The sequence below is a fragment of the Lacrimispora sp. genome, assembly GCF_032078915.1.
Classification (GTDB): domain Bacteria; phylum Bacillota; class Clostridia; order Lachnospirales; family Lachnospiraceae; genus Lacrimispora.
Window position 1 is genome coordinate 12,738 of sequence record NZ_DAMAUN010000067.1, and the last position, 21,241, is coordinate 33,978.

Consider the following 21,241-nt stretch of genomic DNA (forward strand, 5'->3'; position numbering starts at 1 on the left):
ATGTATAAGGTGCTGATAGCGGAAGATGAAGAAATGATCAGGAAAGGACTGGTTTATTCTGTGCCCTGGGCGGAAATGGACTGCTGCGTGGTGGGAGAAGCCGGTGATGGAATAGAGGGAATAGAGATGATTGAGAGGATGCAGCCGGATATCGTGCTTGCTGACATCTCTATGCCCGTGGTGGGTGGTTTGGAGATGCTTGCCCGTACAAGGGGGTTAAGTTATTCCGCAATTATTCTTACGGGATATTCTGAATTTCAATATGCAAAAAAGGCGATTGATCTGGGCGTCATTTCTTACTTGATAAAACCATTAAGTGCTGCAGAGCTGAAACGGGCGGTTGATCAGGCAAAGAACCACTGCAGGGTACGGGAAGTATACTTAACGAAAACAATTCAGTCTGACAGCCTGTTAAACCAGACTCTTATCAGGAAAACGGAAACAAATGTGGTTATGGAGTCATTGATAAGGAGCTTATTGCAATATATTGAAAATAATTACAGCCGGAAGATATTGATACAGGATATAGTAAAGCATTTTCATTACAGCGAGTCATTTATTGTCAAGAAATTTAAATCAGAGACAGGTATGACATTTAACGAATATCTGATTCGTTATCGCGTTCAGAAGGCGATGGAGCTTATGAAGGAAAAAGAGAATACTTTAAATGATATTTCTATCAAATGCGGATTCTCAGATTATAAATATTTCGGTGTTGTTTTTAAAAAGATGACCGGGAGCTCTCCCAAGGAATTCATGGAGGCAGTGCTGTTCCAAGATGGATGGATTGAGCGAAACGGGTGAATGTAATTAGCTATTACATATACAAATGGTCAGGCCGAGATGGGAGCGACAGTTAGCCAAAGTGGACCCCTAGAGAATATCATCTCCAGGGGTTCACTCTTTAGGTATAAACTTGCACCTAATCAACTTTATCTACTACTACTATCGTATCCTTTCTATAATGATTGTCAAGAGTATGCGAAAGTCAATAGTAAATTGGCCTCCTCATATATCGAATGCCAGCGATACGGCACACCAAAGCAATACCAATGCCATGGAGATATTAAACGGACGGTAGTACTTCTTCAAAAGCTTCTGGAAAACTCCCCCAGCTGCAGCCCATGTGACGGTTCCGGCTACGCCTATGGCTGTCAGGCAAAAAGCGTGGATGAGCAAAGAACCAAGGCTGCTTTCATACGGCAATACATATCCAGTATAGACCGTAATGGCATACAGGATAATCTTCACATTAACAAACTCAAGCAGAAAGCCTTTCATAAACGACATTTGATTACTTTCACCGCCATCCGGTTTACTATGTGCCACATGGATTGCCAGATATGCGATGTAGGCAGCGCCCACATACTTGAGTACATTTGCCACTGATGGCACATACTTGGCCAGTTCATAGCAGAATAACGCGCAGATGATCATCACGCAGAGAAAACCGGCGGCGATACCCAGCAGAATATTCTTTCCTTTTCGCCAACCATGCTGGCTGACCGCGTGAAGTGCGACGATATTATTTGGGCCCGGTGTAAAAGCTGTGACCAATGTGTATAGTAAATACGAAACAATAATTGAAAAAAGCACTTGCATTTCACCTCCCTTGCGTCTATGATACAACCAGAAGATCATTAAAACAAATTGAAATAATTGAAAATAAATTTCAATACTATTGAAATATAAGGGAGGCTTCGTTATGGACTTGAAATATCTGAACACGTTCCGTGTGATCGTAGAGGAGGGCAGTTTCTCAAAGGCTGCCGAAAGATTAAACTATACACAGTCCACAATTACCTTTCAGATCGGCCAGTTGGAGCAGGAGCTTTCAAGCAGACTTTTTGAAAAGATCGGAAGAAAGATGGTGTTGAGCAAGGCAGGAGAGCACTTGATTCCGTATGTAGACGAAGTGCTCTCCTCCGTTGAAAGGCTTCGCTGCTTTGAAGATGATCTCGCCGAGTGCCAGGGGGATCTGCGCATCGGCATTGGAGAAACGCTTTTGTGTTACCAACTGCCGGCTATTCTAAAAGAGTTCCATAAGCAAGCCCCCAAAGCCCGTCTATTTCTTCGCTCTATGAACTGTTACGACATCCGTGATGAGCTAAAGAGCGGCGCGTTGGACTTGGGCGTGTTCTACGAGGATGTGGGCGGATTCGGTTCCAGTCTCACCACTCATACGTTTGGAACCTATCCCCTTGTGTTGGTGGCATCACCGGAATTGAGAAACTGTTACCCTGATTTCATTACCTCGGATCAGCAGATACCTGTTCCCTTTATCATCAACGAACCGAACTGCGTATTCCGGCAGATATTTGAGCAGTATCTGCGGGAAAAGTCAATCATGCTTGACCACACGATAGAACTGTGGAGCATCCCAACCATTAAAAACCTTGTAAAAAATGATGTCGGGATTTCCTTTTTGCCAAGATTTGCAGTACAGGCAGAGTTGGACGAAAGAGTACTTGCTGAAATTCCAACAGGGCTGACAGACACAACAATTTCTGCGGTATGCGGCTATCACAAAAACAAGTGGATAAGCCCTCTGATGAAATTATTTATTGGCTTGTGTTCGGCAAAGGATCAACCATTCCCCATATAATGAATTTAGAATAAGATTCATTATATGGGGAAGTTTCATGAGCAAGATAGATAAGTTTGATATACAGAGAAGAGTCGTTTCACACATGGTTATGACCTTATGACAAAACGTTCCGCATGTGGCCTTAAAATATATTGTTCATCACTATAATGCTTCGTGTATAAATATAAGTATTCCTTGGCGGCTCTCAGATGGAAGCTTGAATTCACCTGTGCTTACGCGTTTATCTTGCTTAGCTTCCTTATAAAAAGTTAATTTGAAAAAAGCCGGCGAATCTTTATTTGATTAGCAGGCTTTTCTTCTGAGATAGATATTGTAACAACATACTCCCCATTTATATACATATCATAGAGCTGATCTTCACGTAATATAAAATAGTCAGTCCTGGGATCGACAGTAAATGTACGATACATTTATCCTCAATAAGATTAATATGATACCTTGACAATGTCTAAAAAATTGTTATAATATAAAAATAAAATTCAAATTCAAATTCAGAGGTTTCGTATGGCAGAGAGAGGCAGATACAGAACAAAACAGCAGGAGATCATTTTAAATTGCCTGAAAAAGCAAAGATCACGCTTCCTTACAGTGGATCAGTTTATGGACTGTCTTCAGGAGGAAGGAGTGCAGGTTGGGCAGACAACCATATACAGGGTCCTGGAGCGCCTGGCCGAAGAGGGGGGAGTTATGAAGCTCCCGACTGAAGACGGCTCCAAGATACGGTATTGTTATGCTGATAAGGAAGAACTGAACAAACCAGGGAAATTAGTATGTCTGAGGTGCGGCCGGTTCATCCCCCTTGAATGTTCCAAAATGGCTGATTTTTTGGAACATATCTATGAGGAACATGGTTTTGAGATGGATGAACAGCACACCGTCTTATATGGCTATTGTGGGTGCGGCAAAGAGAACGGCTCCAGGTCCCAGGGAGTCTGAAAATTATAAAGATACATCTTTATACCAAGGCCTGTTTATCTGCCCTGTTTCTTTAATTCACCTAAAAATACCCCTAAATAATTGATCCTTTGATGTACAAGGCGAAAATACTTTACTTCTGTTACAGATTCCGGCTCCCTGTATGGCAGGGACTTCTGATCATGCAAGCCTATCCTGTTTCCTTCAGTAGGACCAAGGCTGTCAGATAGGGAGATATGGGACAGAAGCCGGGAATCTGTCTGTGTTCCATTCCGCAATGGCTGTGGGATAAGGATAATGACGGCTTCCAAATCATAAAACAGCATATTGACAATACGAAAAAAATTGTTATAATATGAAAATGATTTTAAATTCCAAATTAGCATACCAGAAAAGGAGGAGGCGAAGTGAGCTGTTTTACGAAGAATAAACGAATCTTTGCATTTCTTACAGCATTCTTTGTGACCGCTGTACTGTTTCTCTCCGGCCTTTTTATTGTCACGCATGTGGAACATGACTGCACAGGTGAGGGCTGTTTTGTCTGTGTGGAAATTGAATCCTGTGTTTTCACCATCGGTTTATTGGCAGAAGCCGTGGGGGCAGGAGCCGTTATCGTCTTTGCATATATTGCAATTCAAAAACTCTTATCTTCTTATCCGTCCCGACTTTATTTGTGCCCGGTTTCTTTGGTCAGCTTAAAAATCCGTTTAGATAATTGAAACTTTCTCGTAACAAGACAGGATTGTATGATATATCCATGGTAGAAGTCTACCTTGTTTTTGTGCATCCATTTTCCAATCTGTCCGTAAGACAGAGGTCACACTATAGAAAAACACAACCTGGAGGATCATTTTATGAAAAAAAATATAAGTACAACATTAGGTACGCTGGCTGTGATGGCGTTTGTTTCGGTTGCTATGCTTACAGGCTGCTCCGGAACAGCAGCTGTAAAGGAAACATCTGAGACGGAAAGTACTTCCGCTTCAGGAGATATAAGTGAAAGCCCGGCTGCGGACTCCGCCAAAGGTGAAGAGTCTTCCGCCGGAACGGGAGAAAAGGGTTCAGATGGCAGGAAGCTGAAGGTGATGGCAAGTTTCTACCCCATGTATGATTTTGCGGTCAAGATAGGCGGTGACAAAGTTGAAGTGATTGATATGGTTCCGCCCGGCACAGAGCCTCATGACTGGGAACCGGCAGCCACTGACATCAAAAATATGGAAGAAGCTGACCTGTTTGTTTACAGCGGCGCGGGAATGGAGCATTGGGTCGAAGATGTGCTTGCCAGTCTTGAAAATAAAAAACTGATATCTGTTGAGGCATCCCAGGGAGTCACCCTTCGGGAAGGCCATGAGGATGAGGAGCAAGAAGAGGAAGAAGAGGATGACCACGGTCAGTATGCCCCCCATGTGTGGCTCAGCCCTGTAAACGCAAAGAAGGAAATGGAAAATATCAAGAATGCTTTCATAAAGGCGGACCCTGACAATCAGGATTACTATGAATCCAACTATGAAACATATGTGGCCAGGTTTGATGAACTGGACCAGGAATATAAGGATACTTTATCCGCTCTGCCAAATAAGGATATTGTAGTATCTCATGAGGCTTTCGGCTATCTTTGTGACGCTTACAGCTTAAATCAGATAGGAATCGAAGGGCTGTCTCCGGATTCTGAGCCGGACCCGGCAAGAATGGCGGAAGTCATTGATTTTGTGAAGGATAACAATGTAAAGGTCATCTTTTTTGAGGAGCTGGTAAGCCCGAAAGTTGCTGAAACCATAGCAAAGGAAACGGGAGCGGCTACCCAGGTTTTAAATCCCCTGGAAGGCTTAAGCGATGATCAAATGAAAGACGGTGCTGATTACTTCTCCGTGATGAGAGATAACTTAAAACAGCTGGAAGCAGCACTGAAATAAGACAGACAGGAGTATTGATAATGGATGCCATTGCAGTTAAGGAACTGGACTTCTCCTATGGAAGCACTCAGGTACTGAATCATATTAATTTTACCGTTGCCGCAGGTAAGTTTGCCGTCCTGCTGGGACAAAACGGAGCTGGGAAAAGCACGCTGCTAAAGCTCATGCTGGGAGAACTTACTCTTAACGGGACAGACGGTAGTATACAGCTGTTGGGGCGTGATATCCGGCAGTTCAAAAACTGGCAGGAGATCAGCTATGTTCCTCAGAGCGGCATGGCATCCTTTCAAAACTTTCCGGCCTCTGTGGAGGAGATTGTCCAGGCAAATTTATACGCCCGGATCGGGCGGTTCCGGTTTGCCGGAAAAAAAGAAAAGGAGCTGGTCAGACAGGCGCTGATCCAGGTTGGAATGGAAAATTTTTCAAAGCGGCTGATCAGCCGGCTGTCAGGCGGGCAGCAGCAGAGAATCCTCCTAGCAAGAGCCCTGGTAAACCAACCGCAGCTTTTGCTTATGGATGAACCAACCTCTGGTATGGATGAGAAAAGTACGGAAGATTTTTACCGGCTCCTAAGAGATATCAACCGCGAACAGGGCGTAACGGTGCTGATGGTCACTCATGACCGGAAACGTCTGGAACCATTCGCTGACGATATCTGGATTTTGGAGGACGGAACCATGAAACTGATTAAAACAGGTCAGGAGGAGAATGGCAATGGAGATATTTAATTATGCATTTATGCAGCGGGCCTTTATTGTCGGGATCCTGCTGGCAGCGGTCATTCCCTGTATCGGCATTGTGATTGTATTCAAGCGTATGTCCATGATTGGAGATGCGTTATCCCATACTTCCCTTGCCGGAGTGGCTGCCGGACTGATCTTTGGAATGAATCCGATAGTGGCCGCAGCGGCCGCCTGTGTGATCGCTTCTCTTGGGATTGAGTGGATCCGCAGGAAGCTGCCCAGATTTTCAGAGATGTCGATTGCCATCATGATGTCCGCGGGAATCGGCCTGGCAGGCGTTTTGTCAGGATTTGTGAAGAGTGCAGCCAACTTCAACAGCTTTTTATTCGGCAGTATCGTGGCAATCAGTGATACGGAACTGTATCTTGTGGTGGCGGTCAGCGTTGTGGTGCTGCTGCTGTTCCTGCTGATGTATAAGGAATTATTTTACGTATCCCTGGATGAACAGAGTGCCAGGCTGGCAGGGGTGCCGGTCCGGACTGTGAACTTTATATTTACAATTTTAATTGCAGTGACGGTTTCCGTTGCCGCCCGAACGGTGGGAGCGTTGATCGTATCCTCCATGATGGTGGTGCCCGTGGCCTGTGCCATGCAGTTCGGGAAGAGTTACCGCCAGACACTTTTCTATGCGGTGGCTTTGAATGTCATATTTATGATAATCGGATTGTTTGCGGCTTATTACCTGGGATTAAAGCCGGGTGGCACCATTGTGCTGGTAGGAGTGATTTTTTTAATACTGATGATTATAGGAAAAAGGCTTTTTAAGAAGACGATCCGGCGCGGACTGACCGGGAAAGTACAGAAACTGGCAAACCATAACCATCGCAGATGAGGATTATTATGCCCGGAAAGGAATGATTATGAGAGTAAAAGTTACATTGGAGTGTACGGAGTGCCATGACAGGAATTATACGATCACCAAAAACAAACAAAAGCACCCGGAGCGAATGGAGATTATGAAATATTGCCCAAGGCTTAAAAAATATACGCTTCATAAAGAAACAAAATAGGAAGAGGAGAAAAAATGAAAAAAATACCGGTTACTTTATTGGCCGGATATCTGGGAGCAGGGAAAACGACCCTGCTGAATCATATCCTAAATGATCCCATGGGATTTAAGATCGCCCTGGTTGTCAATGATTTAGGCGCCGTAAATGTGGATGCCAGGCTGCTTAAGAACAATGGAATCCGGTATAAAAAGGACCAGTTGCTGGAACTGACCAATGGCTGTATCTGCTGCAGCCTCCGGGAAGATTTTATTCATGGAATTGAGAGCCTGGCACTGGACGGCAGATTTGATTATATACTGGTGGAAGCTTCAGGGGTCAGCAGTCCGGCTAATATAGCAGATGCTTTTGAAGAGGAAGGCAGTGAGTTTCCGGCCAGGCTGGATTCGATTGTCACCGTGGCTGACACAAACCGTATTTACACGGAATTCATGGATGAGTTTAAGGGGTGCGCAGCACCGGATCATGACAACGGCCAGGAAGAAGAACAGGACATCATTAATCTTGTGATGGAGCAGATTGAATACAGCAACATCATTATCCTTAATAAATGCGATATACTGACAGAAACGCAGGTGGAGAAGGTTGCAGAGCTGATTCACAGCCTGGCACCGGAAACCGAGATTATAAAAACATCTAACGGCTGTGTGGATTCCGGCATCATATTCAACCGGGAGCTGTATGACTATGAGAAAATGAATCAGGCGTCTGTTCTCTCAAAGGCATGGTCAATGGGGGAAAACAGTGAATATGAACCGGATTACGGAATAAAAGCTTTCTGCTATAAGCGGAGGAAACCATTTGATGAGCAGAAATTCGATGCATGGATAAAGAATCATTACCCAAAAGAAATCATTCGCGCCAAGGGATATCTGTGGTTTGCAGGAGATGAAGACCATGGGGTTTTATTTGAACAGGCGGGAAACAGCATTGCCATCACTCCGGGAGCCAGGTGGATTGTGTCTTATCCGGAAAACGAGAGAGAGGAACTGTTGGCGGAATACCCGGAGCTGCTGGAAGGCTGGGATGAGAAGGACGGTGACAGGGAAAATCAGATTGTTTTTATTGGAAGAAATATAGACATAGAGACTCTGAACCGGGAACTGGATTCTTTCTTAAAGCTGAAATTATGATATACCGAATTGATGGTTTTTATTTCGATTGAACGGAGAAGCGGATGCGGGATGGCGTCCACTTCTTTTTTTAAATTCCCCTGCCTATTCGTCGTAATGAAGCTGGCAGCATTTTTGCGGTAAGTGAGATGGTGCAGGAGTTGGTACAATTCATTTTCGTCAAAGTTTGGGATATGTATATTGACACTAAGGCAAAAATAGAATACAATCAATCCAATTATGAATCTAATTCGTATATATAAACTTTCGGAGGTATGAAATGAATCGAACCGTAGAACGTACATTTATGATATTGCAGTTGATCGCTGACAGGAAAAGGGGGATAACCTTACAGGAGATTACCAATGAGATGGGGATGGCTAAGAGTAGTGTTTTTGTCATCGTACAGTCATTATTGGAGCTGAACTATATTACAACACTCCGTGATAATGATAAGAAATACTGTTTAGGGATAGAGACTTTTTCCTTAGGTATGAAATATGTAGATGATATGAGCCTGATAAAAGAATGTACCGTAAATCTGCAGCCCATAGCTGAAAAGTATAACAAAACAGCTTTTGTTGCAGTATTAAATGGAACCAAGATCGTATATGTGCATAAATATGTGGCTCAGAATGCAAGATTAGCTTCATGCGCCATTGGAACCAGAAAGGATGCCTATGCAACTTCTCTGGGAAAGGCAATTCTTGCATTTTTACCGAAAGAGGAACAGAGTGCAATTTTGGATAAGATAGATTTTAAGCCATTAACAGACTATACCATTACTTCCAAAGAACAGCTGCTGGAAGAACTAAGAAAAACAAAGGAACGGGGGTATTCTTTGGATCAAAGGGAATTAGAGGACATAACCAGCTGCTGCGGAGCACCTGTTTTTGACTATACGGGAAGAGTGGTAGCCGCTGTTTCTTTGTCGGATATCTATGATGAAACCCTTGATGATGAGCAGGTTGCTAAAGAACTTAGAGAAGCAGCACTTCATATATCAAAAAATTTAGGATATCATCCCAATCCCTGATGACTTAATCTTATTATTGATGATTAAATATTATGCGAGAAACAACCCCTTTGTTTCCGATGATGTAATACGGCAAAGAGGGCATTCTCGCATTTTTTATTGTATGATTTTTAAAAACTATATTTATGATAATCAAATCAAAAATATAAAGTGCACATTTATGTTGACAAGAATTAAAATGAAATGTATAATATGCTCATATTGAAAACTTGGTTCTTATATATGAACTTTTGTGATTAAAGATCTCTATGAAAGAGATCTTATTTAATAAAAAATATCGTGAACGAGGTTCTTAATTATGAACAGGACGAAAAAGATTTTTTTGTTTCCATATTTGGATTTGTTATTTTTCTCCATACTTGCCGTTGTTTCAGAAATTATGAGTTATAAGATGCTGGAATTTTGGAACAGCAGCTTCTATTTCAGCTTTTCCGTGGTTCTCTGCCTCATATCCATGATCCGCTGGGGAGCAGCCGGAGCTGCAGTGGCCATGATCGGAGGAATTCCCAGTATTCTGTTTTCCCCAATGCCCTTTTGGTCCGGAATTCTATTTTATGGCCTGTCAAATGCATTTATTGGGATTCCTATGATGGTTTACGGAAGCAGGAACAGAGACACCATTGCTGACGGACATGTTTTTCTGCTCCTTTATATTTTTCTTTCCCATTGCAGTCTGTCGGCGGGAAAGGGAATTGCCATATTTTTATTAACCGGAGAAACAACAGGAGCTAAGGATTATTTTGGGGCAACATTTTTCACCTTGATGATCAATATCATTGTGTGCAGTGTGCTGCAAACGCGGAAAGGGCTGATTTGTGATATGAGATATTATTTTACTGACATGGAAGGAGAAGGGTATGGAAACGGAAGAGATTAAAATGCGTGAGCCCCAGACAAAAAAGATATGGAAAGCTGTGAGGAAGGACTGGCGTTTATATGTACTCCTGCTTCCCCTGGTGATCTGGTTTGCGATGTGGGCTTATAAGCCAATGGGAGGGCTTCTCATTGCGTTTAAACGGTTTGATCCTCAATTTGGGGTCTGGGGAAGTGAATTTAAAGGAATTGACAATTTTATCAACCTTGTTTCCGGAGTCAATAAGGTTGAGTTTTGGCAGGCATTCAGAAATACTTTTATTATCAGTGCTTACAGCCTGATATTTGGATTCCCTGTACCGATTATACTGGCCTTATTATTTGCTGAAATAGGAAATGATACGGTGAGGAAGCTTACGCAGACCGCAACCTATCTGCCTCATTTCCTTTCAGAGGTTACTATTACGGGAATTGCCCTCATGCTGGTATACAGCGGTGTCCGCTCAACCGGAATTATCGCCTCTCTGCTCCAGCAGATAGGATTGATTGATCCGGGTGTGTCGTTCATGCAGAAATCCAATTATTTCAGGCCTCTCTATATTATGGTAGGGATCTGGAAAGAAAGCGGATATAATTCCATTGTTTATTTTGCAGCTATTATGGGGATATCCCCTACACTGTATGAGGCTTTAAAGGTGGATGGGGGCAATAAATTTCAGGAAATCCGCTTTATCACGTTTCCGGGCATGGCTCCTACTCTGATCATCATGATCATTATGAGGATCGGAAGTATGCTGACCATTGGATACGAAAGAGTTTTGCTTTTATACAATGCCAATATTTATGTGACAGCAGATGTGCTCTCCACCTTTGAACAAAGAATTGGTATTCTGTCAGGCAACTATGGAATCGGAGCTGCGGTCAGCCTGTTCAATTCCTTAATTGCGTTTGCACTGGTGATCGGTGCCAATACAATCAGCAGAAATATATCAGAAACATCCCTGTGGTAGATTAGAAAGGCGGAAACGATGGAGCGCTTAAACAGAAGTGAAAAGATATTTAAGGTGTTTTCCTATACGATGATTATCATCTTTGCATTGCTTGCCCTGTATCCGGTTTTGTACGCATTCAGCGTTTCAATCAGCGGAAAGGTAGCATATGAAAGCGGCCAGATTGTACTCCTGCCAAAGGAAGTGACATTTCAGGCCTATGATATGGTGCTGCACAACAAAGGCTTTTGGATTGCGTATACCAATACCCTGTTCTATACCGTGCTTGGTACTGCCTGGAGTATGGCAATTTCCATTACAGGTGCTTATGCATTGCAGAAAACAAAGCTGATGTTCAGACGGCAATGGAACTTTCTGCTGGTATTTACCATGTGGTTCAGTGCCGGAATGATTCCTTTGTACCTGAATTATAAGACCATGCATGTGGATAACCGATGGGGAATGATTATAGCCTTCGGTGTCCAGGCATATAACATTATTCTCCTCAGAAACTATTTCAGCAGCATACCAAAAGAAATAGAAGAAGCTGCAATCATGGATGGGGCCAATGAGTTCCAGATGCTTGGAAAAGTTTACATACCAATGTCCACTGCCAGCATTGCAACAGTAACCTTATTCTATGCCATTTCAAGGTGGAATGGTTATTACTGGTCAAGGATGCTGCTGGCAAACCCCTATGAGCAGCCGCTGCAGGTATATTTAAGGCAGTTGATTGAAAATTATCAGAAACTATATGATGAGTCTCCGGTTAATCTTGCATATTCCGCAGACAGCCTGGCTTATGCCATTATTATATGTTCGATCATCCCGGTGTTAGTTATTTACCCGTATATTCAGAAGTACTTTGCAAAAGGTGTGAATATGGGGGGAGTTAAAGGATAAATGTTTTATTCGCCATAAAGGCAGAAGGAGGATTTTATGAGGAACAAAGTAGCAGGGGGTATCCTGTGTGCCGCGATACTTGCATCGGCATTGACCGGATGCGGTACTTCCGTTGTGGATCAGGCATCAACCAGGGCAGCAGAAGAAACGCAGCAGGAAACCAGTGAGGCAGCAGGTGATAAAACCGATTTAACAGAGACGGTAGAGCTAAAGTTTAATATTGCCAATGGAAATAAGTCAAGAACCATGACTTATAATCAGGAGTCTCCATTGACCCTGCCGGATGGTACTGTTGTAACAGCCGGTATGCTAAAACCAATGTGGTCTTATATGGAAAAGGAATTAAACAGCAAGTTTTCCGATGTGACGGTACAGGATGTGAAGTCCAGCGATATGATTCAGATAGAATCTACATCAAACTTTTCCGGAGCCAATATTTTTGGAGGCGAATCAATTGCAGAACGGCTTATGTTTTATGGGACGGAAGGAAAATTTGTGAATCTGACCGAAATGATGAAAACCGGCTATATGCCTAATTTCAAGGAATATTTATCAAAGAATCCTGACGTTAAGACTGCGATTACCGCTTATGACGGAAATATTTATCATGTGCCTTATATTGCGGAACTGAATCAGATCGCAAGGACCTTTGTTATCCGGGAATCCTGGGTCACCGGGCTGTTAGATGCAGAAGGCGCAGCCTATGATAAAAATCCCTTTGATGTGCATTATAAAGGATTTTATGTGGAAAATAACCGCAGAACAGGGGAAAACGGGGGCACGGTTACTCCCAAAGAAGGAATAGATATTGTGAAGAAAACCGACCAGGATATTATTGAAATTCAGAATGCACTGGAAGTTAAAAATGGTGAAACCTTAACCAGGGCGTTGATTCAGTATATTAAAGACAACTACGGTTACAGCAGTCCATCGGAATTATTCCTTGGGGAAAAGGCAGCCTATGACATTGATGAAATGATTGCGCTGATGCGCTGCATTAAAGCCAATCCGGCCCTGCTGACCAAGGGGAAAGCTGATGTTGTATGGCCTCTCTTTGTGAGACAGTCCAACTACCGCGAGGATTTGCTTCGGTTATCTACATATTTTGACGGCGTGAAGGTCCATGGAGCAGACTCCTATACCTCAAGGTGGTATATTGATGAGAACGGGCATATCCAGTATTCCTATTCAGAAGAAGGAGTGTACAATGTCTTACAGTATTTATCCATGATGGAAGCGGAAGGACTGATCTATTCCGATGCTTATGATCTGACTGAAAAAACCAATTACCGCTCCACCTTATGGGGAACTGATGACGGAGAAGCCCCTTCCTTTGGCTTTATGACTTACGATTGGATTGCTTCATCTACTTCTGACTCCTTAAATCCTGATACGGTTGTGATCCTGCCTCCGGTTGCCAAGGTGAATGGTGCATGGCAGTATTATCTGGATAACGGAAGAGCCATTAAGCCGGATGGCTGGGCTGTTTCTGTAGCAGGTTCTACGGATGATCAGATCCACAGAGCATGTGCAGTTATGGATTACCTTTTTACAGAGGAAGGAAGCAGATTGCAGAATTATGGCTTACCTATGAATCTGGAGGAAGGAAAAGATTATGCAGGACCGGATGGTTTAAAATACCCCTTATTCACCAGCTGGGTATATGAAACCTCAGGCAAAGTGGCAAAAGGAGATTTATCTACGTTCTTAAGAGACTGGCTGGGCTGTCTGATCCCCATTGGATATCAGAAAGAAATCGGTTTTGAGTATCAGTATACTTCTGAACGGGGATTTGAAGGCTGGGCGCTGCTGCAAAACTCCACAACCAACTTTGCAACTTATGCGGGAAAAGGAGTAAGCGGGGATAATCCAAATTATTATAAAATGGTTCCGCCGGTCTTTTCCCTGACTTCCAGGCAGAAAGAAACGATTTCAGATACCACATCCCTTGATACAGAAGATATTGTAGAATTCATGTTTAATATCATCCGCTATCAGGCAAAAGGCAATGCGCCTCAGGGAGCGGTAGTAGCAAAAAGCTATGAAGAGTATACGGAAGAATTTAAGAAGCGGGGACTTGATATTTATGAAGAAACTTATCAAGCCGCCTATGATGTTATGAAATTGGATAAACAGTAGTTAAACCGGGGGAGGAGGTTTTCTCCTCCCTTATAAAAAGGTGGGAGCTGATGATGCAGAAGTATTTTAAAACTCAAAAATTAGCAGCAGGAATATATACCGGGACCGTTATCATTGTATTCATCTATACTCTTTGCTTCATGACGGAGTATAAAGATTTGTTCGGGTTGAAATTAACACAGAATGATCAGATTTCTTTTTTCCATGATTACATCCTGCAGATATTTAATAAACAGATTTTTGCCTTTGCAGTATTTGGAGTTCTGGTGATTTTACTTTCCTTTCTGCTGGAGATCTTCGGTAAGATACCGGATAAATTTGCTTTAATCATAATGGAGCTGTCACTTCTTCTTTGCTGCGCATGTTCCGCCTATGCCTTGTTTAATCTTCAGGCCATAGAAAGCTATTATGCCGGCCTGGATTTCCAGTATTTGCGGTTAGAAAGTGCAGGTGATTATAAGCCTCATTTTGCCACGTTCCGAATTGGATTGGGAATCTACATTTCCTATATTCTCTGCTGTGCTTTTTATATCATTGCCATTGGCAGAAGCCATTTTAAATTCCAGAAGAATCAGAAAAAGAGGAGCACAAGGAATGGATAATCGGTTGCTTGAACAAGAAAAAAAGGCATACGTGTCATTATATAAAAAGGATGTGCTGCCATATACACTGATACTATGTGCCATATTGGCTGAACTCATCTATGATATCATGGTTTTGGATGTGATACCTGTAAGTTACCTGATGGGAGTTACGGTAATGATTAACATTGTGATATTGTTTGTACTTTTTACCTGTGCCGTAAAGGTCAATATCTATCATAAAATTTGGGCGGTCATTGCTGTTTTTCTTGGTATTTACATGCTGGTAAGAATGTCTGTGCTGGTTCCCCTTGTGTTGAAGCCCTATGCCAGGCACACGGAGATCATGGCTGCAAATCTTTTGGGAGGACTCATGCTTCTTATAGCCGGCTTCATCAGTTTGAAGCATTCCAACAGAAGACAAAGGCTTCAGGAACAGTTAAAGCAGACAGATGCCAGCTAGGATGAGGTGAAAAATATGGGAAAACTCCTGTTTAAAAATATAAGTAAAGCATATGCAAATGGATTTTGTGCGGTCAATAACTTCAATTTAGAGATTCAGGATGGAGAATTTATTGTTCTTGTGGGACCGTCAGGCTGTGGAAAGTCAACCATCCTGCGCATGATTGCCGGGCTGGAAAAGATATCTGACGGAGATCTGATTCTGGATGATAAGGTAATCAATAAATGTCCGCCGGTAGAACGGGATATTGCTGTGGTGTTCCAGGATTATGCGCTGTATGGCAATATGACGGTTTATGACAACGTTGGGATGAGCATGCGTGTCAGACATGAAAAAGACACGGTTATTTATGATAAGGTGAAGGAAGCTTCCGGTATTTTAGGAATCGGAAGCCTGTTAAAACGTTTGCCGGGACAATTATCCGGAGGACAGAAACAGAGAGTGGCTCTGGCCAGATCCGTAGTAAGAAAGCCAAAGGTATTTCTTATGGATGAGCCGTTGTCAAACCTGGATGCAAAGCTGAGAACCAGTACAAGGGCTGAAATTGTAAAGCTTCAGAGGGAATTAAGGGTTACGACGGTTTATGTTACTCATGATCAGACAGAGGCCATGACAATGGCGGACCGTATGGTGGTATTAAAGGACGGAATAATCCAGCAGGCAGGAACCCCAAATGAAATTTATTATGAACCCTGCAATTTATTTGTAGCAGGTTTTATTGGAGCGCCTCAGATGAATTTTATTGAAGGAAGGGTGGTGGGCAGCCGGTTTGTGTTTGGCTCCCATGCACTTTTCCTGCCGCAGAAAATCGCGGATCCCTTAAAACAATATTCTGACAGGGAACTCATACTGGGGATCAGGCCGGAGCAGTTTTCCATTTCCAATGGGGAAGATATCAATGTGATTGCAGGAGAACTGGAAAACAAAGAGTTTTTAGGTAATTGCTATATCTTATATGTAAGAATCGGAGAATCGGTCCTGACATGCCAGGTCGAAAGCATGGAGGACAGCTTTGACGGGCAGGTCAATATCCACTTTGGTATGGAACATATCTATTTTTTTGATAAGGAGACAACAGAATTGCTGATGCATGCAAAGGCGGGGGAGAATGATGAGTAAACAGTTAACCGGTATAGCGAAAGCAATGATTATAATTTCTTCTGTGGCGCATCTGATTTTTACCAATATTCATGTAAAGGCTCTTCTGCTCCTGGAACATGAGATGTGCGGTTTTATAATGTTCCTGTTTGTTCTGATGGGACTGGTGGCATTATTTGAAACGACCCGCATAAAGAAAAAAGAAGCAGCAGAACGGATTTTTACCGCATTGATTTGTTTTGTAACAGCAGGATTAGGATTATATCTGGTCATGATTTACCGGGATGCGATTTCAGTGCAGCGCTCTCTTGATGTGGGTGTGGTATATCGTGCGGTAGTTTTCAGTATGGCAATCATTTTGGCTTATGTTATTTCCGGCCTTCTGCTGATTGCTGATTTAATTAAGAACAGGTGATGGGATCATGACAGGCAGAGAAAGAAAGTATGGAAAAAAGAAGATTTCAGACAAAGTGAAAGCAGGAGTTTTCAGGTGGTGGATCGCAGGTATGTGCTACTTTTTTATTGGATTTGGCACCCAGTCCGGAATTTTTGCCGATCCCCTGGATATGATTTTTTTCCTTGGGCTGGGGTTGGGGCTTGCAACACTGTTTCTTTATAATCCGGTTGCTTACCGGATGTTTGATATAGTAAGAAAAGGGAAAATTTACAATCAAAACTATTTTGAACGGAGCGGTTGGCAAAATGCAGTTTTAAAGCTGGCTGAAATCCTAAAAAATATGGTTCTTGTGTTTTTGGTTTATATGACTTACCAAAGCGTAAATCTGCTGCTGGAGAGACTGCTTCACCTTCCGGAAAGAACGGTCACCATTCCGGGAGAACCCATTGGCTTTGCTGTGATTTATACCATCTATTATTACTTGCTGACCGGATTGATGGATACAGTGGCCGAAATGAGGAAGAAGGAGGAGAAGTAGAGGCATGAGCAATCTTGTATTTATTGGTGATATAGGGCCTTACAAAGAACAGATCAGAGGCGTGAGAAAAAAGCAGTATCAAAGACTGCTTCAGCAGGCCGACCGGTATGAGGCGTATCAATTGCCTGCACACCATCCAAAAGAGAGCACCACATATATGGGGGTCGCAATTATGAATCTTGCTCTTGCCTATTGTTTGAGCGGGGAGGATAAGTATCTTTCCCAGGCAAAGCGGTTCATTGGGGCGGTTTTGTCCTATGAGCAATGGGGGAATGCCCATTTGGTGAATGTGGATTTATCGGCTTCGTGGATCTTATTTGGGTTATCCCTGGGATACGACTGGCTGAAGCCATTTTTAGGGGAAGAAGAAAAAGAGAAAATTTTGGCTAAGATCAGACATCACGCAGATATTATGTACCAGTATAAATTGGACACATACGGCCATGGCTGGTCAACCAGCTATTATCAGAACCACAACTGGATCAATATGACAGGTCTGGCAGCTGCAGGATATGTGCTTTCAGAGACTTATGACAAGGCCGGCCAATATACAGATGAAGCAAAAAAGAATTTTGGCAGAGTGTTTTCTCTCCTTGCAGATGACGGTTCAAATTATGAAGGTGTTCCCTACTGGAGATACGGAGGAATGTGGCTGTTTGTATATGCCCATCTGCTTAAAATACAGGAAGGTATGGATTATTTTCAGAGAAGCAATTATCTGAAGAATACTTTTTATTACCGCTTATATCAATCCTGCGGCGATTTTGAGCAGCAGTTGAATTTTGGTGACAGTCATGACCGCCACAGCGGACATGCCCCCTGTGTCTATTATAAGGTAGCTGCCGAGTATGGGGATAGTTTTGCTCAGACTTTTGCCAATCTTGTTCTTGATGAATTCCTCATGGCGGAAGCAGAAAAGAGTAAAATCAAACCGGGCATCTTACCGGAAGCCGTATTTGAATTTCTATGGTATGATCCGCAGGTGTCAGAGAAGCCCCTTTCTCTTCTTCCAAAAGCCAGGTACTTTGAAGATTTGGGTTTGCTGTCAGTGAGAGAAGACTGGAGCAGAAGAAGCAAGGTTCTGACAATAAAATGCGGCTGTCCCGGGGGCAGAAAGCAGTGGATGAATGGCTGGGACTTATACCGCAGGGAAGGTTTGGATTGTCTTTCCCTTTCCCACCATCATTCAGATAATCTTTCTTATATTTTTGCAAGGGGAAGTGAATATCTGACCTGCGAAGACGGATATAACCGGAACCTTATGCCGGATAACCACAATGTAATTCTGGTAGACAATCAATACTCGGATGCGGAAAATGTAAATGATATTTATATGAGCAGTGCCGGGAAAAGGCTGGAAAAAGATACCCTTTATCCCATTGAAGAAAGATACCGGGGAGATGTGGTTTACTTAGAGCTTGATGATTCCATGGTGATTTACAAAGGCGAAACCTCCGGCATATATCCGGAAGCCCTTGGCATGAAAGAAGTAAGCCGGCTGTTATTTACCGATCAGTTATTCTTTTTCCTGTTCGTTGACGTGTGTGTGTCTGACAGGGATCATATTTACCGTATTATTTCAAATACGGATATGCCGGCACAAAAGCAGAACGATCATACCTACTATTATCCAATGGAGACCGGAGGTATTACATATACTGTTTTTTCAGATCAGGAAATCTGTGCGGATCAGTACACCCAGGAAATTGTCAGTGTGATGACATCCCAGGAGCCGGATAAGCTTTGCAGATCTTTTATCAATACGTTGTCATTTCAAACAGCAGCTCCCACAAAAAGACAAACGTTGATCGAATGCTTTACCTTAGACGGAATGAATACGGAGATTACCTTTAAAGGTGATACCCTTCATGTCAGACACGGAGACAAAGACTATCAGTTGATTTTTGGAGATGAAATGACTGTAAATATCATAGAGGTCTGCAGCAACAGTGGAGAAAGAAAAAGTTACCGGGTTCCGTAAAACAGGGAAAAGTGAGGTATGGGAATGAAGTATGTTAATGACAGATTTTATGAACGGATGAATGGAGAGGACAGGAACCGGGAGCTGATACAGGAAATGAAAAGAGAGGTAGATGAGTTTCTTCCTTATTTTTCTGACTCTCCTGACCGGTTAAGCCGTTGGGGGCACTACTATTTTTGTGACGATGACGGAGGACGGCTGATTTTTGATATAAACTCCCCTGACCGGCATCGGTGTGAAGTGTGCAAAAAAGTGTATGAAAGTGAGATTTTAGATGGCGTTTGGGTTTATTTTTACCGCAATAAAGCGGTGATCATGGCGCTGGTATCTGCGTTTGTTTATAAAGCCACAAAGGAAAAGAAGTATTTTGATTATTCTGTGTCAGTAATGGAATATTACGCCCGTCATTATAAGGAGTTTCTGCTGCATAACAAAGAAAATCTGACCGCAGATTCCTATGATGCAATGCCCTGGGGATGCGGAAGAATGATGCCTCAGGGGCTGAATGAATCCATTGTTGCCATACGTTTTGTCCAGACCATCGAGATATTAAGAGATGAATTAAGTCCGGAATTTCTTGATCTGGTGTATCACAATATGTTCCGGGAAATGTATTATCTGCTGGCACCTCAGGCCACCAGGATTCATAATATCAGCTGTTGGAATCTGTCCGCTATCGGTGTTATGGGGCTGGCATTCCGGGATCAGGAAATGATTGATTTTGCGTTCAACAGTGAGTTCAATGTAAGAAAGCAGCTTGAAACAGGAGTAACGAAAGACTTTTTCTGGTATGAAGGATCCATTCATTATAATTTCTTTTTGCTGGAAGGCATCACGTATCTGTTTTTGTTCAGTAAGGATTACGGTTATGCGTTTGGGAAAACGGGGACTGAAATTTTGCAGAATATGTTTGTACAGGCATACAATTATGCATTTGACAATCAATTTCTGCCCAATCCCAACGATGGCTGGCCCAATCTGAATTTGCGCACCTTCAGTTATATCTACCATACGGCTGCCAGGGCTATGGGAGAGGACAGCCCCATCGGCAATCTTGTGAAGAACATTGAAGCATCCGATTCCGTTCGTACTCCTCTGCCTTTGTCAGAGCCGTATTATTGCAAAAACAGCGTTTGTCTGGAACAACTGCTGTTTAATATTGACTTTGATTATGAGAAATTCACCCCGGTTAAGCAGCAGTCAAACAACTTTCCTGAATCCAATTATGCGATTTTGAGAAATGCCAAATGGAATGGGTTTATGAAATATGGATTAAATGGAAAATCACACGCCCATCCGGACATCATGAATGTGGAACTGATGTATGGGAATCACAGAATATCCAGAGACTTGTCAAATGCAGGGTACCGGTCCCGTCTGTGCAATGAATGGCACCGGAAAACCCTGTCTCACAATACTGTCTGCTGGAATGGAATGGACATTACCTCAGTAAGTCCGGGAGAATGCCTGCATTATGATAAAAATAAGGTGACTGCAGCTGCAAGAGATGTCTACGAAGGTGTTAACTATACCAGGACGATACAGATCTCAGAGAATACCTTTACTGATGATTTTTGGGTGAAAAGCGGAATAAATGGAATCTTTGATTATGTGTTCCATTTGGAATCCGCTCTCAGCCTGGAATATGATCTGGATCTGGAAGATGGGAACCTGGGATTTGAAAAAAATGGCTATCAGCATATCCTTGAAACCAAACGTGTAAAAACAAAAGAAAACCATGTAGTGCTGCGAGCCGGGGCAGAAGATGTAAAGTGGAGTATATGGATCGATTTGGCTGAGGGTCACCAGTTATACCTCTTAAAAACCTTGGACAATCCGGTGAATCAAAGGAGAAATACAATTTTACTTAGGAATACAGGAACATCTCCCCATTATCATTTAAAAATAATGGCGGAGGAAAAACAATAAAGAAAGCTGAGAAAAGGAGATCAAAAATGAGAGCAGTAATCACAGGAGGAACAAGTGGAATTGGCTTAAGTGCTGC

General features: G+C 42.7%; 22 protein-coding genes. 21 read left to right on the forward strand and 1 reads right to left on the reverse strand.

Annotation, left to right across the window (positions count from 1 at the left end):
* Nucleotides 1–804, forward strand: a complete 804-nt coding sequence (locus RT269_RS21535) for a response regulator transcription factor (protein ID WP_313185728.1) — start codon at nt 1–3, stop codon at nt 802–804.
* 204 nt (nt 805–1,008) lie between these two features.
* Here RT269_RS21535 and RT269_RS21540 read toward each other — a convergent pair whose 3' ends face one another.
* The gene (locus RT269_RS21540) at nt 1,009–1,596 is read right to left on the reverse strand and encodes a LysE family transporter (protein ID WP_313185702.1); all 588 of its coding nucleotides are present in this window, start codon (nt 1,594–1,596) and stop codon (nt 1,009–1,011) included.
* Nucleotides 1,597–1,705: 109 nt separating this feature from the next.
* Between RT269_RS21540 and RT269_RS21545 the strand changes: the two genes are divergently transcribed.
* The 20 genes from RT269_RS21545 (at nt 1,706) to RT269_RS21640 (ending at nt 21,165) form a co-directional block, all read left to right on the forward strand.
* Entirely contained in the window at nt 1,706–2,605 is a 900-nt protein-coding gene (locus tag RT269_RS21545; protein ID WP_313185703.1) for a LysR family transcriptional regulator, read from the forward strand.
* A gap of 507 nt (nt 2,606–3,112) precedes the next feature.
* On the forward strand, nt 3,113–3,544 hold the full coding sequence (locus RT269_RS21550; RefSeq protein ID WP_313185704.1) for a Fur family transcriptional regulator: 432 nt from the start codon (nt 3,113–3,115) through the stop codon (nt 3,542–3,544).
* Nucleotides 3,545–3,930: 386 nt separating this feature from the next.
* On the forward strand, nt 3,931–4,242 hold the full coding sequence (locus tag RT269_RS21555; RefSeq protein WP_313185705.1) for an AraC family transcriptional regulator: 312 nt from the start codon (nt 3,931–3,933) through the stop codon (nt 4,240–4,242).
* Nucleotides 4,243–4,377: 135 nt separating this feature from the next.
* A complete protein-coding gene (locus RT269_RS21560) occupies nt 4,378–5,436 on the forward strand; it encodes a metal ABC transporter substrate-binding protein (RefSeq protein WP_313185706.1) in 1,059 nt (352 codons plus the stop codon).
* Between the two features lie 20 nt (nt 5,437–5,456).
* Nucleotides 5,457–6,164 (forward strand): metal ABC transporter ATP-binding protein, encoded by a 708-nt coding sequence (locus RT269_RS21565; RefSeq protein ID WP_313185707.1) that lies wholly within the window; start codon nt 5,457–5,459, stop codon nt 6,162–6,164.
* Nucleotides 6,151–7,011: a metal ABC transporter permease gene (locus RT269_RS21570; RefSeq protein WP_313185708.1), complete on the forward strand. Its 861-nt coding sequence runs from the start codon at nt 6,151–6,153 to the stop codon at nt 7,009–7,011. The genes RT269_RS21565 and RT269_RS21570 overlap by 14 nt, the downstream gene beginning before the upstream one ends.
* 28 nt (nt 7,012–7,039) lie before the next feature.
* Nucleotides 7,040–7,189 carry a 50S ribosomal protein L33 gene (gene rpmG / locus RT269_RS21575; RefSeq protein ID WP_313185709.1) on the forward strand — a complete coding sequence of 50 codons (150 nt, stop codon included), beginning with the start codon at nt 7,040–7,042 and terminating at the stop codon, nt 7,187–7,189.
* 14 nt (nt 7,190–7,203) lie between these two features.
* Complete coding sequence (locus RT269_RS21580; protein WP_313185710.1) at nt 7,204–8,319, forward strand: CobW family GTP-binding protein; 1,116 nt, start codon at nt 7,204–7,206, stop codon at nt 8,317–8,319.
* Nucleotides 8,320–8,578: 259 nt separating this feature from the next.
* Complete coding sequence (locus RT269_RS21585; protein WP_313185711.1) at nt 8,579–9,334, forward strand: IclR family transcriptional regulator; 756 nt, start codon at nt 8,579–8,581, stop codon at nt 9,332–9,334.
* A 298-nt stretch (nt 9,335–9,632) separates the two neighbouring features.
* Nucleotides 9,633–10,211: a hypothetical protein gene (locus tag RT269_RS21590; protein ID WP_313185712.1), complete on the forward strand. Its 579-nt coding sequence runs from the start codon at nt 9,633–9,635 to the stop codon at nt 10,209–10,211.
* The gene (locus tag RT269_RS21595; RefSeq protein ID WP_313185713.1) at nt 10,192–11,157 is read left to right on the forward strand and encodes an ABC transporter permease; all 966 of its coding nucleotides are present in this window, start codon (nt 10,192–10,194) and stop codon (nt 11,155–11,157) included. The genes RT269_RS21590 and RT269_RS21595 overlap by 20 nt, the downstream gene beginning before the upstream one ends.
* 18 nt (nt 11,158–11,175) lie before the next feature.
* Complete coding sequence (locus RT269_RS21600; RefSeq protein ID WP_013270840.1) at nt 11,176–12,039, forward strand: carbohydrate ABC transporter permease; 864 nt, start codon at nt 11,176–11,178, stop codon at nt 12,037–12,039.
* A 36-nt stretch (nt 12,040–12,075) separates the two neighbouring features.
* Nucleotides 12,076–14,178 carry a hypothetical protein gene (locus tag RT269_RS21605; RefSeq protein WP_313185714.1) on the forward strand — a complete coding sequence of 701 codons (2,103 nt, stop codon included), beginning with the start codon at nt 12,076–12,078 and terminating at the stop codon, nt 14,176–14,178.
* 50 nt (nt 14,179–14,228) lie between these two features.
* The gene (locus RT269_RS21610; protein WP_313185716.1) at nt 14,229–14,780 is read left to right on the forward strand and encodes a hypothetical protein; all 552 of its coding nucleotides are present in this window, start codon (nt 14,229–14,231) and stop codon (nt 14,778–14,780) included.
* Nucleotides 14,773–15,222: a hypothetical protein gene (locus tag RT269_RS21615; protein WP_313185717.1), complete on the forward strand. Its 450-nt coding sequence runs from the start codon at nt 14,773–14,775 to the stop codon at nt 15,220–15,222. Before RT269_RS21610 ends, RT269_RS21615 begins: the two co-directional genes overlap by 8 nt.
* A 15-nt stretch (nt 15,223–15,237) precedes the next feature.
* Nucleotides 15,238–16,341, forward strand: coding sequence for an ABC transporter ATP-binding protein (locus RT269_RS21620; RefSeq protein ID WP_313185719.1), 1,104 nt, complete (start codon nt 15,238–15,240; stop codon nt 16,339–16,341).
* A complete protein-coding gene (locus tag RT269_RS21625) occupies nt 16,331–16,735 on the forward strand; it encodes a hypothetical protein (protein ID WP_313185720.1) in 405 nt (134 codons plus the stop codon). The genes RT269_RS21620 and RT269_RS21625 overlap by 11 nt, the downstream gene beginning before the upstream one ends.
* Before the next feature lie 7 nt (nt 16,736–16,742).
* A complete protein-coding gene (locus tag RT269_RS21630; protein WP_313185722.1) occupies nt 16,743–17,255 on the forward strand; it encodes a hypothetical protein in 513 nt (170 codons plus the stop codon).
* A 4-nt stretch (nt 17,256–17,259) separates the two neighbouring features.
* Entirely contained in the window at nt 17,260–19,236 is a 1,977-nt protein-coding gene (locus tag RT269_RS21635; RefSeq protein WP_313185724.1) for a DUF4962 domain-containing protein, read from the forward strand.
* A gap of 18 nt (nt 19,237–19,254) precedes the next feature.
* Entirely contained in the window at nt 19,255–21,165 is a 1,911-nt protein-coding gene (locus tag RT269_RS21640) for a heparinase II/III domain-containing protein (protein ID WP_313185726.1), read from the forward strand.
* The last annotated feature ends 76 nt before the right edge of the window (nt 21,166–21,241 follow it).